General features: G+C 60.8%; 14 protein-coding genes and 1 pseudogene. 4 read left to right on the top strand and 11 right to left on the bottom strand.

What is annotated here, in order from left to right; translation table 11 throughout:
* Positions 1-6 precede the first annotated feature (6 nt).
* The 6 genes from ACZ5IL_RS05765 to ACZ5IL_RS05790 form a co-directional block, all read right to left on the bottom strand.
* Positions 7-492 (bottom strand): redoxin family protein, encoded by a 486-nt coding sequence (locus ACZ5IL_RS05765; RefSeq protein WP_464596835.1) that lies wholly within the window; start codon positions 490-492, stop codon positions 7-9.
* 182 nt (positions 493-674) lie between these two features.
* On the bottom strand, positions 675-1,229 hold the full coding sequence (locus ACZ5IL_RS05770; RefSeq protein WP_464595690.1) for a DUF924 family protein: 555 nt from the start codon (positions 1,227-1,229) through the stop codon (positions 675-677).
* 48 nt (positions 1,230-1,277) lie between these two features.
* Positions 1,278-2,960 (bottom strand): long-chain-fatty-acid--CoA ligase, encoded by a 1,683-nt coding sequence (locus ACZ5IL_RS05775; protein WP_464595692.1) that lies wholly within the window; start codon positions 2,958-2,960, stop codon positions 1,278-1,280.
* Positions 2,961-3,136: 176 nt separating this feature from the next.
* Positions 3,137-4,480 carry a D-alanyl-D-alanine carboxypeptidase family protein gene (locus ACZ5IL_RS05780; protein ID WP_464596837.1) on the bottom strand — a complete coding sequence of 448 codons (1,344 nt, stop codon included), beginning with the start codon at positions 4,478-4,480 and terminating at the stop codon, positions 3,137-3,139.
* 337 nt (positions 4,481-4,817) lie between these two features.
* Positions 4,818-6,590: a glucan ABC transporter ATP-binding protein/ permease gene (locus ACZ5IL_RS05785; protein ID WP_464595694.1), complete on the bottom strand. Its 1,773-nt coding sequence runs from the start codon at positions 6,588-6,590 to the stop codon at positions 4,818-4,820.
* 116 nt (positions 6,591-6,706) lie between these two features.
* Positions 6,707-7,765: an ABC transporter substrate-binding protein gene (locus ACZ5IL_RS05790; protein WP_464595696.1), complete on the bottom strand. Its 1,059-nt coding sequence runs from the start codon at positions 7,763-7,765 to the stop codon at positions 6,707-6,709.
* Between the two features lie 242 nt (positions 7,766-8,007).
* On the opposite strand from ACZ5IL_RS05790, the gene ACZ5IL_RS05795 reads away from it, so the two are divergent.
* From ACZ5IL_RS05795 to ACZ5IL_RS05810, 4 genes are all read left to right on the top strand, one after another.
* Positions 8,008-8,589: a YqaA family protein gene (locus tag ACZ5IL_RS05795; protein ID WP_079448284.1), complete on the top strand. Its 582-nt coding sequence runs from the start codon at positions 8,008-8,010 to the stop codon at positions 8,587-8,589.
* 139 nt (positions 8,590-8,728) lie between these two features.
* A complete protein-coding gene (locus ACZ5IL_RS05800) occupies positions 8,729-8,914 on the top strand; it encodes a hypothetical protein (RefSeq protein WP_464595698.1) in 186 nt (61 codons plus the stop codon).
* Between the two features lie 211 nt (positions 8,915-9,125).
* Positions 9,126-9,368, top strand: coding sequence for a hypothetical protein (locus ACZ5IL_RS05805; protein WP_464595700.1), 243 nt, complete (start codon positions 9,126-9,128; stop codon positions 9,366-9,368).
* Positions 9,369-9,506: 138 nt separating this feature from the next.
* Complete coding sequence (locus tag ACZ5IL_RS05810; RefSeq protein ID WP_464595702.1) at positions 9,507-10,160, top strand: hypothetical protein; 654 nt, start codon at positions 9,507-9,509, stop codon at positions 10,158-10,160.
* A 27-nt stretch (positions 10,161-10,187) separates the two neighbouring features.
* Here ACZ5IL_RS05810 and ACZ5IL_RS05815 read toward each other — a convergent pair.
* The 5 genes and pseudogenes from ACZ5IL_RS05815 to ACZ5IL_RS05835 all read right to left on the bottom strand — a co-directional run.
* A pseudogene (locus tag ACZ5IL_RS05815) lies at positions 10,188-10,289 on the bottom strand (glutathione S-transferase family protein); the annotation flags it as partial.
* 46 nt (positions 10,290-10,335) lie between these two features.
* Positions 10,336-10,839 carry an isoprenylcysteine carboxyl methyltransferase family protein gene (locus ACZ5IL_RS05820; RefSeq protein ID WP_464595704.1) on the bottom strand — a complete coding sequence of 168 codons (504 nt, stop codon included), beginning with the start codon at positions 10,837-10,839 and terminating at the stop codon, positions 10,336-10,338.
* Complete coding sequence (locus tag ACZ5IL_RS05825) at positions 10,836-11,888, bottom strand: type III polyketide synthase (RefSeq protein WP_464595706.1); 1,053 nt, start codon at positions 11,886-11,888, stop codon at positions 10,836-10,838. The genes ACZ5IL_RS05820 and ACZ5IL_RS05825 overlap by 4 nt, the downstream gene beginning before the upstream one ends.
* 118 nt (positions 11,889-12,006) lie before the next feature.
* A complete protein-coding gene (locus ACZ5IL_RS05830) occupies positions 12,007-12,195 on the bottom strand; it encodes a hypothetical protein (RefSeq protein WP_464595708.1) in 189 nt (62 codons plus the stop codon).
* Between the two features lie 80 nt (positions 12,196-12,275).
* Entirely contained in the window at positions 12,276-12,629 is a 354-nt protein-coding gene (locus ACZ5IL_RS05835) for a PRC-barrel domain-containing protein (RefSeq protein WP_464595710.1), read from the bottom strand.
* Positions 12,630-12,638 lie beyond the last annotated feature (9 nt).

The following is a 12,638-nucleotide window of genomic DNA, read 5'->3' on the forward strand; positions in this document are numbered from 1 at the left end:
CAATTTTTACAACTGCCCGACCAACGTATCTCCGCCGGAGACCTCGACCTTGCCGGGCGAGTCCTCGACGTTCAGTTTCTTCACCACCCCGTCCTCGACCAGCATGGAATAGCGCTTTGAGCGGATGCCGAGACCCTTCTCGGAGCCGTCGAACTCCAGGCCGATCGCCTTCGCGAACTCGGCGTTGCCGTCCGCAAGGAACACCGCCTCGTTACGCTGGTCGGTATCGCGCTTCCAGGCGCTCAGGACGAACACGTCGTTGACCGAGACAATGGCGATCTCGTTCACGCCCTTGTCCTTGATGGCGCGAGCGCTGGCGAAAATACTCGGCAGATGCTGTTTATGACAGGTACCTGTGTAGGCGCCGGGCACGGCGAACAACGCTACTTTCCTTCCTTTGAAGATGTCGCCGGTGCTTTTGGTCTGGACCCCGTCCTCGGTCATGATACGAAACGTCGCATCGGGCAGGCGGTCGCCAACTTTGATGGTCATCGTCAAATCTCCATGGAATGGCAGCGTGAGAAGGAGGAATGGAGGTACAATATTCCAACAGCGAAACAGCAGCGGCTACCCGTTCACCGTACCTCCATAACGCGCTTTCGGGTCTACATCGCGAAAACGTCTCAAGCATAACGCTAACGTCCAGGCCTTGATCCATCAAAGTCAAAACAGCGCTAGCCTGCAAACCCGCCCGCGTCGAGAAACGTCTGCTCTTCGGCGCTCGTCGTGCGCCCGAGCACAAGATTGCGATGCGGAAAACGGCCGAACCGGCGAATGATGTCGGCATGGGTTTCCGCGAATTTGAGGTTGTCCGGTCGGCCGCGGGCGCGAAACAGCTCAATGCAGCGGTCTTGATCCGCGAGCCGCTCGGAATGCATGAGGGGCATATAAAGGAACTCGACAAGATCGTGCTCTATGCGCGTGTCGGCGCCGCCTGCAATGGCACGAACGGCGACAGCTAGCGCCTGATCGTCGGTCGAGAAGGTCTGGGCGTCGCCGCGGAACATGTTGCGCGGAAACTGGTCGAGCACGATGACGAGCGCCAGCGCGCCGTCGTCGGTCTCCTCCCATCCCATGAGTTCGCCATCCTGAGCAGCTTCCCAAAGCCTTTGAAAGCGACGGCGCACCTCGGCGTCGAACGCGTCGTTCTTGATATACCATTTGGACATGCCGGCCTCTCGCCAGAAGGCGAGGATATCGGCGGGAGAGGGGAGATTTGTGTCATTCATGATCGAACAGGCGTTTTCCTGAACCCTGTGCTCCAGGAGAGGGGATTTCTAAGCGGGGTCTTTGGCTTCGTCGCGCAATGCGCGGCGGAGAATCTTGCCGACATTGGTTTTCGGCAGAGTGTCGCGGAATTCGATTCGCCTCGGCACCTTGTAGCTCGTCAGCTGTGTCCGCGCGAACTTGATGAGATCCTCGGATGTGAGATTCCGATCTTTCCTCACCACGAAAGCCTTCACCGCCTCACCCGATTTCTCGTCCTTGACGCCGACCACAGCGCATTCCAGCACGCCCGGATGACTCGCGATCACGTCCTCAATCTCGTTCGGATAGACATTGAACCCGGAGACCAGGATCATGTCCTTCTTGCGGTCGACGATCCGGGTGTAACCGTCCGCGGACATGATGCCGATGTCGCCGGTACGGAAGAAGCCGTCCGCCGTCATCACCTTTGCGGTCTCGTCCGGCCTATTCCAGTAGCCTGGCATCAGTTGTGGGCCACTGACGCAGATTTCGCCCGGCTCGCCGAGCGGCGTTTCCTGGCCGTTATCGTCCCGGATGGAGACGTATGTCGAGGGCATGGGAAGCCCGATCGAGCCGGAGAATTTGGTGCTGTCGGCGGGATTGCAGGTCAGCGTCGGCGAGGTTTCCGAAAGGCCGTAGCCTTCCAGCAACGGGCATGCCGTCGTTTTCAGCCACCTCTCCGCCACGACCTTCTGGACGGCCATGCCGCCGCCAATCGACACCTTGAGTTTCGAGAAGTCGACACGGTCGAGGCCGGGTGCGTTGAGAAGGGCGTTGTAGAGCGTATTCACCGCCGGGAAGACGTTGATCTGATACTTCATCAACTCCTTGACGAGGCCCGGCATGTCGCGCGGATTCGGGATCAGGAGATTGACGCCGCCCGCGCGCATCCCCAGCATGAAGCACGCCGTCAGCGCGAAGATATGATAAAGCGGCAGAGCACAGACGATGAAGACCTGGTCGATCATCGGCGGCTTCGTCAGCGCCGGCTGCAGCCAGGCATCGTTCTGCAGCACGTTGGCGAGAATGTTTTGATGGAGCAGCGTCGCGCCCTTCGAGACGCCGGTTGTGCCACCGGTATATTGCAGGAAGGCCACATCGTCAGCCGCGAGTTCGGGCCGGGCAAGCGTCATGTTGCGCCCCGCGGCAAGGGCGTCGTTGAACTTGACCGCGTGCGGGATTGATGATGGTGGCACCATCTTTCTGACGTGACGAACCACGAAGTTGACGATCACGCCCTTGAAACCGAGCAGATCGCCCATGCTGCCGACAATGACGTGCCTGACGTCGGTTTTACCGATCACCTGCTGCACCGTCGACGCGAAGTTCTCCAGCACGATGATCGCTTCCGCGCCGGAGTCCTTAAGCTGATGTTCAAGCTCGTGCGGCGTGTAGAGCGGGTTGACGTTGACCACGACATAGCCGGCGCGCAGCACGGCTACTGTCGAAATCGGATATTGCAGGACGTTCGGCATCATCAGCGCGACGCGAGCGCCCTTTTTCAGTCCCCGGCCTTGCAGGTAAGCGCCGAGGGCAAGCGACGTCTCGTCGAGCTCGCGATAGGTTATCGCCTTGTCCATGCAGATGAAGGCCTTGCGGTCGCTGAACCTGGCGAAGCTCTCCTCCAGCAACTTGATCAACGAAGCGTACGGCGACGCGTCGATGTCAGCGGGCACGCCTGCGGGATATTGCCCAAGCCAGATGCGATCCATGTGACGCCCCCGGTGATCCTTGTTCAAAGGGAGAGAAAATGTCGTGGTCAGGGAATATCGGGCAAGGCGCCTGTCCAAGGCAAGCAGTTGCGCAATAACGACGCATGGTGCCGTCGCCGCAGGCTCGAGGGGCTTATCTTGGCGTGGTTGGCCCGCGATGGTTTGATGGCCAGCGCCTACGGCTTGGACTTGTCTTCGGCTGTTTTCGGCTTGGCGGAAGCTGGCCGGGCACCGGTGCGCTTCGCATCAGGCTTTTTGCTGGCGGCCGGCTTGGTATTGGCTGGAGGTTTTGTGGAATTGGGGTTGATGGTTACCGAGACCTGGTTTTTCGATTTTTCACTAGCTTTGGCTTCCGACGTGGCGTCGCCGCGTTTGCCGTGGGCAGTCTTGCTGCGCTTACCGGCTTTTGGCGGAGCATCGCGTGCAGCATCGGCTTCTGCTGCTGCGGCGATGGCAGCACCGGTTCGCGTCGGCCCGGTATAGACAACGACCGGATCCGAGGGCGCGGGGGCGGCTGCGATCATGTCCACCGGCCGCAACGTCGGTGGTTGAACGCCAGTCGAAAGGAACGACATCACGGCGTTGCCGGTGGCTGTCGAATTGGCGACGACATCGTCGTCCTCGTCGCTGGCAGGATGCTTGCGTTTGGGTCCGCACATTTCATCGCGCAGATTGGGAGGTGTGGCCGCGATCGGCGCCAGATTGTCAACCGTGCCGAGCGCCGGACGCAGCCACGACAGCGTGTTGTTGGCGAAGCCGCGCTCCAGCATTTGCGCGACGCGCACCGCGCGCATCGTGCCTGACGAGGCGCCGAGCACCACTGCGATCAGGCGTTTGCCATTCTGCGTGGCCGAGCCGACGAGATTGTAGCCGGACGCGCAGATGAATCCGGTCTTGAAGCCGTCGGCGCCGGGAAAGCGTCCGATCAGCTTGTTGAAGTTATGTGTCACCCTGCGGCCGTAGCGGATCGAAGGGATGTGCATGAAATATTCGTATTCAGGCAAATCGTGAATGATCGCGCGTGCGAGAATGGCGAGATCGCGCGCCGAGGTGATCTGGCCGTCGGCGGGTAGCCCATTAGGGTTGACGTAGCTCGTCTGCGTCATGCCGAGCCGCTGCGCGGTCGCATTCATTTCGGCGGAGAAGCCGTCGATCGAGCCACCGACGCCTTCCGCCAGCACCACGGCCATGTCGTTCGCCGACTTCACCAGCATCATCTTCAGCGCGTTGTCGACGGTGACCTGCGTGCCCGGCCGGAATCCCATTTTCGAAGGCGACTGCGCGGCCGCGGTCGGCGATACCGCGAACAGCGTGTCGAGTGTGATGCGTCGCTGCTTGACCGCGGTCAGTGTGACATAAGCGGTCATCAGCTTGGTGACCGAGGCCGGATACCAGGGATAGGTGGCGTTCTCGGCCTCCAGCACCTTGCCGCTGTCGGCTTCAATCAGCAGATGCGCTTCGGTAGCGTGGGCCGCGCGCAGCGGCGCGACCGCAACCAGCAATCCGGCCGCGAGGATCATCCAGATCGGCAATGATTTACGAAACAGGGCGATGGCAGGATGCACGGTCGTTCCGGTCCTTTGAGACCTCACTTTTGGCAAGGAGGCCTGCTTCTCGAGTTAAGGGGAGTCCGACTTAACCGTAAGAAATGCTCTCAATGAGTAACTGCGCGTATTCTGATCGCAAAACCGGTATCCACTTTTGCGGAATGCGCGCTAGGTTTCAAGCGTGTCCGGGCGCCGGCGACGCGGCGGCCCCAATCTATACCGGCCTGGCAAGCCAGAACAGATGGCTCGCAGCCTAATTCCCCAACGAAAGGGGCCGAATTTCGACGGTCGGGCTGGTTCGCGACGATGGCTAGCCTGCTGGGGTACTTTCCTGCGTCATGAATTGCGCTTTCGCAAGTTGAGCGAAGTGGCCACCGTTTGCCACCAGTTCGTCAAAGGTTCCGTTTTCGATCACACGCCCGTTCTCGAAAACCAGAATACGCGTGGCGTTGCGGATGGTGGACAGCCGGTGCGCGATGACGAATGTCGTGCGTCCTTTCATCACCTCGTCGAGCGCGGCATTGACCCTGGCCTCGGTCACGGCGTCGAGCGCGCTGGTTGCCTCGTCGAGGATCAGGATCGGCGGGTCCTTCAGCAACGCGCGGGCAATCGATAGCCGCTGCCGCTCGCCGCCGGACAGCATTCGCCCGCGCTCGCCGGCATGGGTGTCGAATTTCTTCTCGCCGCGTTCGATGAAGTCGAGCGCCTGGGCCCGCTCGGCGGCGAACCGCATCTCCTCCTCGGTGGCGTCAGGCTTGCCGACGCGCAGGTTCTCCGCGATCGAGCGGTCGAACAGCAGCGCCTCCTGGAACACCACGCCGATGTTTCGCCGCAACGAGGTCAGCGTCAGGCCGCGGATGTCCATGCCATCGATCTTGATGCTGCCGGACTGCGGATCGAACGCGCGATGCAGCAGCGCGGCGGCGGTGGACTTGCCGGCGCCGGTCGGGCCGACCAATGCGATGGTCTCGCCGGGCAACGCGACGAACGACAGATCCTCCACCGCGGGCCGCTTGCCGTCATAGGAGAACGACACGTCATGGAATTCGATGAGTCCCTGCAATCGCCCGGCGTCGACGGCGTCGCGACGGTCGCGCACCGCCGGAACGGCGTCGAGCACGTTGAAGAACTCCTTGAGCCGCGGCGCCTCCATGAACACGCTGTTGATGAAGGCTACCACTTGCTCGAGCCTCTGGATCAGCATGGTGGCGAAGCTCACGAACATCACGATCTCGCCGACCGATGTCATCCCCCGCTGGTTCAACACGATGCCAACGGCGAAGATCGCCAGGATGGTGATCGTGGTCGAGGCGCGCGTCATCACGGTGACGACGGCCCACCACGACAGCACCGGCATCTGCGCCGCCAGCAGCTTGTCGACGACGAACCGCAGACCCTGAACCTCGGCATCGACGCGCACAAAGCTCTGCACCAGTGCGACGTTACCGAGGGCGTCCGAGGCGCGCGCAGAGAGGTCGCTGAAATGCGCCTCCACCTCGTTCTGCATATCGAAGGTTCTGCGAACCACCAGCGTCGTCAGCATCGTGAATACGATGCAAAGCGCGAACAACAGGATCGCCAGCCGCCAGTTGATATAGAGCGATAGCGGCAGCAGCACCACGAGCGACATCATTGCCGCGAAATGCTCGCGGAAGAATCCGAGCCACAGCCGCCACAGCGCGTCGGTGCCTTGCAGCATCACCTTCATCAGCCGTCCCGAATGGGTGCCGGCATGGTAGGTGAGCGGCAACTGCATGATGTGCTCGAAATAGCCCGTCAGCACGGCCTGGCGCTGGCGATGCGAAAGACGGTCGGCCTGCAAGGCCACGATCACGCCGCACAGGATCGTGAAGAGGCCGAAGGCCACCCAAACCGCCAGCAGCGGCCACGGCGAGGTCGAAGTTGTCCCGAAAGGACCCGCGGCGGGATTGCCGGAGAGCACGTCGACGATGCGGCCGAACAGCACCGGCTCGGCGAACTGCGCGCCGGCCAGCAGCAGATTGGCGCCGGCTAAAATCCAGCCAAGCCGCGCTTCTCTGCCAAGCAATTCAAGAACGCGCGTATAAAGGCGGACCATCGACATTGGAGAAGAGGCTCTTGCGGATCGCGACACTATAGCGGTTTCGAGCGAAGTGGATACCGGTTCGCTTGAAAACGCTATAGCCGGGCTGGCTGCGGAATACAGCTTCCTCGTGCCACTTACTCGGCCTGCGTGATCTTGCGGTCGCTGGCCGGTGGTAAAAAACTGCTGTCAAAAATATCCGTGGCCACCGGACGATTGCGGAACTTGAAATTTTCGGCGATCTGGTCGAGCAACGTCTCGAACCGGACCGGGTCGATACCGCCGATGCCCCTGTGTCTGACCTCGCTAGTCAGAATGTTGTCGCTCAGGACCGCATGCAGGCGTTCCAGTTCGACGGCCCGTGATCCGCTAGCCATTTGACCCAGCACGTCATCGACAGCCTGCGCGGGCTCCCTGATGGTAAGTCGCAGACCAGCGATCACCGCGCGCACAAATGCCTTCACCGCTTCCGGCTTGTCGGCTGCGAATTCCGGGTTGACGATCAGGGCCTTGCCATAGGCTACGCAGCCGTAGTCGGAAAATCGCAGCACGGCGATATCGTCGGCCGGAATACCGCGATTGCGCAGGTCGATCGCCGACAGGTACGACAGGCCGGATATGGCGTCGAGCTGGCCCGCCGACAGCATCGGTTCACGAACAGCGGGACCGATCTGCTGCAGCTTCACGGCCTTGAGTTTTAATCCGTTCCGCCGCGCGAGCGCTGGCCATAGTCTGATGGAAAGATCGCCATCGGTGACGCCGACCGTTTTGCCCTCGATGTCGGCAAGCGTGTTGATGCCCCGGCTCTTGCGCGCAATGAAGGCGTAGGCCGTTTTATCGAACAGCACGAACACCGCCTTGATTGGCCGCACGCCTGGCTGATCCCGAAAGCGGATCAGGGCGTTGAGGTCGGCGAGCGCCAGTTCGCTCGTGCCGACCGCGACGCGTGCGATGGCGTCCGCCGTGTCGGTGGCGGCCATCGTCGTGACATTCAGGCCTTCCGCGCTGAATAGCCCCCTGGTCGATGCCAGAACGACCGGAGCCACGGCGGCATCGATCGGGCGGTCGAGCGAGAATTTGATCTCGGTTGGCGCGCCGGCGTCGGCCCGGCCGCCCGCAACGCCGAGGTATGCAACGCCGACCGCGCTCACGAGCACAAGGAGGGCGTACCAGAGACGGATAGAACGCACTTGCATGGAAGATACTGCGGCGGATCAATTGTGGCGGCCGCAACGCGCGACCGTAACTCGGTTGCAGTCTATCAGAGGCAATTTAAAAGCGCGATGACCGCTGCAATATGTCGCGCTTCCAGGTTGCCTTTTATACTCCGTCGGGAACCGATGGGTGAGTCGACCGGCGGCTCCAGTTCGCTGTGCAAGCACCGCTGAATCTTCGCATCAGCCATGGACAAATCGGCTCTGCGATGGTTGATCGCGCCATGCTGAGACGGACCTACAACTGGTGCATCGCCGCCGCTGACAAGCCCTATGCGCTCTGGATTTTGGCCGCAGTGGCTTTCGCTGAAAGCTCATTCTTTCCAGTGCCGCCCGATGTCATGTTGCTGCCGATGGCGCTGGCGCGGCCACAACGGGCCTGGCTGTTCGCGACCGTATGCACGATCGCCTCGGTTGCCGGCGGCGTGCTTGGCTATGCGATCGGCGCATTGCTCTACGACTCGGTCGGCCAATGGCTCATTCATCTGTATGGACTTGGCGACAAGGTCGAAGCGTTTCGCGCGTCGTATGCGCATTGGGGCGCGTGGATCATCATCGGCAAGGGCCTGACGCCGATTCCCTACAAGCTCGTCACCATCACATCGGGTTTCGCCGGATACGATGTCTGGCTCTTCATCCTGTGCTCGATCATCGCCCGGGGGGGCCGCTTCTTCATCGTCGCGATCCTGCTCGATCGCTTCGGCGACGCCATTCGCCACGAAATCGAAAAGCGGCTCGGTCTTTGGGTGTCCATCGGTGCTGCCGTTATCGTCCTGGGATTTGTGATCGCATTCCGCTTGATCTGAAGAATCCTCCCGGCCCAGCGGGCAGCAAAGCGCATGCGCGCGAAGCGTTTGCATTGATGAACAGGGCAGAGTTGGAATAGATGGAGCCGCAATTTCGGGCGAGATCGCCTTTTAACGGTGGAGGAGGGAGGGCAATAAAATGACGGTCAATGATGACCTGGAAAAATTCAGGCAGGCGAGGGCGATGGCCTTCAAACGTGGCTTTGTTGTTCGAAGGGCGGACGATCCGGATGATCCCAAGCCCTACACGCTGGTTCGCCTAGCCGTGGAAACGCATCTTGCGACTATCGATGAGGTGCTGGAGGAACTCAAACGGACCAAGTAATTGTGCCGGACGGCATCGCCAGCCTCGTGAACTCGTCGTGGGGAGTGTTCCACCGGCGGTTCGTTCCAAGTCCGCTCTGAGCGGAACCAGAGGACTCCTTTGGGGGCGGTTCCGTTGTTAAGACCTCATTAACCACGATCAGACACCTTGTCCGAGACCGGTATGTATCTGCCGAAAGAGGCCAGATACCGTTCGGGCGGGCATAAGGCCGATGGAACGCGACATCGCGTCGGTAAGAACACCGGCGACCATCCAGGAATTGCAGGCGCGAGTGACCGCGGCGTTCGGCAGGCATCCATTGTGCCGCGAGGTGCAGTTCGACATCGTCAGCACGCCGAAGACCCGCAGAGGCGCCAACTGGACGGTCAGCATGAACGCCATCCCGCCAAATGCAATCTGGGAAGTATCCGAACTCGTCGCCGACATCCAGGACGCCTATATTCTGGCGGCCTGACTGCCGGCCACCGCGTCCCGAGATTCGGATTGCGTGTGAATATCGGCCGCCCAGCCCGGTCCTGCGCAGGCAAGCCTTGATTCATATCGAGTTGTGAGGATCAATCGGCTGCGCTCGTGAATTGAACCGGAGGCCTTTTTGACGCGGACGATGACGATCCTGGCGCTTGCGTGCTGCGTTGTCACGGGGGTGGCGCTGGCGGCGATATTCGGCCGCGGCAACGTTCTGATGGTCCGGTTTGTTGCAACGCCGTCTCCAGTGTCCGTGGAATCAGAACCGACGGAGCTGGCAGCCAATCGCGAGAGCAAGGCAGACAGACTTCCGGTCCAGGCCGCGGTGCCTGACGCTGGCGCCGATCTGACGTTGTCAGGATCGCTGCGGCCGGCTGTTGCAACCGAGCTTCCCCTCGACACCGAGATTACGCCGTCGATGCCACCGATCGAGGACCCGCCGCTGCCACGTCCCCGACCTAAACTCGCAAACCAGTCCGTTCAGAAGGACTACTCGCTGCTTAGCGATATGCAGATCGCTGCGTTGAAAGGAAGGCTGCGACTGACGCCCGGGCAAGAGCCCTACTGGCCAGCCGTGGAAAGCGCATTGCGCGATGCCGCCCATAAAATCCACGAGCGGCGTTCGGCGCCGGGCAAGAACGCTTCGCTCGGAGCCGGTGAGATCGAGCAGATCAAGGTCGCGGCCCAGCCGTTGTTGACCAGGCTGCGAGAGGACCAGAAGCAGGAGGTGCGTGCGCTGGCGCGCATCATCGGGCTGGAGGCGGTGGCTTCGCTGATCTGAGGCTGTTCGCCATTTGGCGTCCGGTTATGTCCAGTTGCGGAAGCTGGACGTCTGACGGACAAAGCCGCCCTTTTCGTCCTTGGACTGGACCGGTTGCCAGTCCGATGTCCATTTTCCATTCACCAACATATTGGAGCCTCCAAAAATGCTCGACAAACAAGCAGAGAGGCTGAGATCATGGCCGCCGTTCGCGTACCGTTGCAAGCGCGCGGGTTTCGGCGCGAATGCGGATACTGAGCACCAGCGCGTTCAGGACAGTGAAGACAAGCGCCAGCAGATACAGATGAAGCGCGAGCGGTAACACTGCGATTTCCGCGACAACGATCGCATAGTTCGGATGCGACATGTATCTGTAAGGTCCCGATGTCACCATCGGCGCATCAGGTAAGACGATGATGCGCGTGGTCCATCGTGGTCCGAGGGTTGCGAGCACCCAAAAGCGAAACACTTGGAGCAGAATGAAAACCGCAAGGGCGACGAAATTGACATCCTGATCGCGGCCCCACGCCCACAATGCGATCAGCCAGGCGGCATGGGTCGCGACGATCAGCGGATAATGACCAGGCGCAATCTCGATTGCGCCCTGCGCCAATAGTCTCGCGGTATTGTAACGGGACAGGATGAGTTCGCCTAGCCGCTGCACTGTAACCAGCGCGAGAATGAGAGCGGCGAGAGTCACGCGGCGTGACGCAGCGTGACGCAGCTAGCGGTAAAGCCCGGGCCCAGCGAGGTCACAAGCGACCGCGAGGGCAGGCCCTGCGCGCGGGCGCGTTCGAGCACAAACAGGACGGTGGCCGCTGACATGTTGCCGTAATCGGCGATAACGCTTCGTTCGTGATCGAGGGTTCCCTGATCCAGGGAGAAAGCGCGCTCGATCGCGACGATGACCTTTGCACCCCCGGGATGGCAGATGAAGCGGTCGATGTCTCCGATCGAGAGACCCAGCCCGGACAGAACTGCGGTGACGCCCGGCTTCATGTGCGCGAGCACAAAGTTTGGAATCGTGCGCTGGAAGATCACGCCGAATCCTTCGGGGTCTACGCGCCATCCCATAATATCGAGGGTGTTCGGCCAGAGGTACTCGCCGGTCGCCTCGATACGTGTTGCACCTCCATCTCCGGCGCGCAGCACGACGGCCGCAGCCCCATCGCCGAACAGGCTGGCGGCAACGATATTGGCCTTTGTCAGTTCGTCGTGGCGAACGGCGAGCGTGCAAAGTTCGAGGACCACGAGGAGTACGTTGGTGCCTGGCCGGGCTTGCGCCAATCGCGATGCAATGGATAGTCCCGCGACGCCGCCGGCGCAGCCAAGCCCAAACACCGGCACGCGCGACACATCCGTTCGGAAGCCAAGCCTGCCGGCGACGCGGGCCTCTAGCGTCGGGGTGGCGATGCCGGTCGAACACACCGTAACGACGGTGTCGATGTCAGTTGCGCCAAGATCGGCCCGCTCCATGGCCTTTTGCGCGACGTCGACGAATAGTGCTTCCGCGCCGTCCAGAAAGGCTTGAGTTCGCTCCGGCCAGCCCCGCGGCTCGCAATACCATTCAATCGGCTTCACGCCGTAGCGGTGCTGGATGCCAGTGTTGGCGAAGAGAGAGGATAACGTTTCGAACTGCGGGTATCGCGAGCCTAAGATGAAACGCGCCGCGTCGAGAATTTGCGACTGATGAAACACATTGGGCGGAACCCCGGTCGCCATTGAAAGCAAAGCGGCCGTGTGTTTCATATCATCGCTCCTGCTCCTATTGTCTGCTGATACGCGCAGCCGCCGCGAAAAGCTTTCGCAGCTGACGTCTCTATGCGCGCGCGGATGGGTTCAAGTTTCAATTCAGGTCTCAGTCCGCCTAGGCCAACGAACCGGGTTGAAGTGGGAAAGCTGTTCTGGGGTGTTGATCATGGAGCAGAACGGCCAGACGGCGCCGGACGTCAGGATCATTTGATGCAGCTTCGAAGATCTGCTCCTGAACATCCCGAGTAAGTTCAGGCCAGAGCTGCAAAACCGCACGACCAAGCAATTGTTCGAACTCGTTCATTCATATCGCCCTCGGGCCGTGGATGAGATGGACGGTCATAGAAGCTGCAGGGGCCTAACTCCTCCGATCAATGTGTTTCTCTAAAAACCGGCGGCATAGTAGTCGTCGACCGCCTTAGTTCGAGCCGGCTCTGACCAATTCCAGTTGCTTTCGACCCGATATTTCGGGGCACTTTGGAGTTGTTCGATGGTCACGCCGGTCCGATAACCGCCGAGTAGAATGGCATATTTCAAGGTATGCCAAGGCAAAGGATAATGGTCGTCGCCGCTTCCAAGGAATCCGCCAAAACTCAAGACGGCATACGAAGCACGACCGCTTGCCTTTTCGATCATAACCCGCTCGATCGAACCGATCTTTTCGTTGTCGGGGCCAAAGACGGCCGTCCCTTCGACTTTGTCGCTGCCGATCAAGTTGCTGGTTTCGTTTTCTTCCAAGGCATCCTC

It is taken from the genome of Nitrobacter sp. CN101, from assembly GCF_055390255.1.

Bases quoted from the DNA above. Each gene is read 5' to 3' on its own strand.
- ACZ5IL_RS05830 (WP_464595708.1), bottom strand. From the start codon at position 12,195: ATGAACGAGTTCGAACAATTGCTTGGTCGTGCGGTTTTGCAGCTCTGG.
- ACZ5IL_RS05785 (WP_464595694.1), bottom strand. From the start codon at position 6,590: ATGTCGATGGTCCGCCTTTATACGCGCGTTCTTGAATTGCTTGGCAGA.
- ACZ5IL_RS05825 (WP_464595706.1), bottom strand. From the start codon at position 11,888: ATGAAACACACGGCCGCTTTGCTTTCAATGGCGACCGGGGTTCCGCCC.
- ACZ5IL_RS05805 (WP_464595700.1), top strand. From the start codon at position 9,126: ATGGAACGCGACATCGCGTCGGTAAGAACACCGGCGACCATCCAGGAA.
- ACZ5IL_RS05795 (WP_079448284.1), top strand. From the start codon at position 8,008: ATGCTGAGACGGACCTACAACTGGTGCATCGCCGCCGCTGACAAGCCC.
- ACZ5IL_RS05775 (WP_464595692.1), bottom strand. From the start codon at position 2,960: ATGGATCGCATCTGGCTTGGGCAATATCCCGCAGGCGTGCCCGCTGAC.
- ACZ5IL_RS05765 (WP_464596835.1), bottom strand. From the start codon at position 492: ATGACCATCAAAGTTGGCGACCGCCTGCCCGATGCGACGTTTCGTATC.
- ACZ5IL_RS05800 (WP_464595698.1), top strand. From the start codon at position 8,729: ATGACGGTCAATGATGACCTGGAAAAATTCAGGCAGGCGAGGGCGATG.
- ACZ5IL_RS05790 (WP_464595696.1), bottom strand. From the start codon at position 7,765: ATGCAAGTGCGTTCTATCCGTCTCTGGTACGCCCTCCTTGTGCTCGTG.
- ACZ5IL_RS05770 (WP_464595690.1), bottom strand. From the start codon at position 1,229: ATGAATGACACAAATCTCCCCTCTCCCGCCGATATCCTCGCCTTCTGG.
- ACZ5IL_RS05780 (WP_464596837.1), bottom strand. From the start codon at position 4,480: ATGATCCTCGCGGCCGGATTGCTGGTTGCGGTCGCGCCGCTGCGCGCG.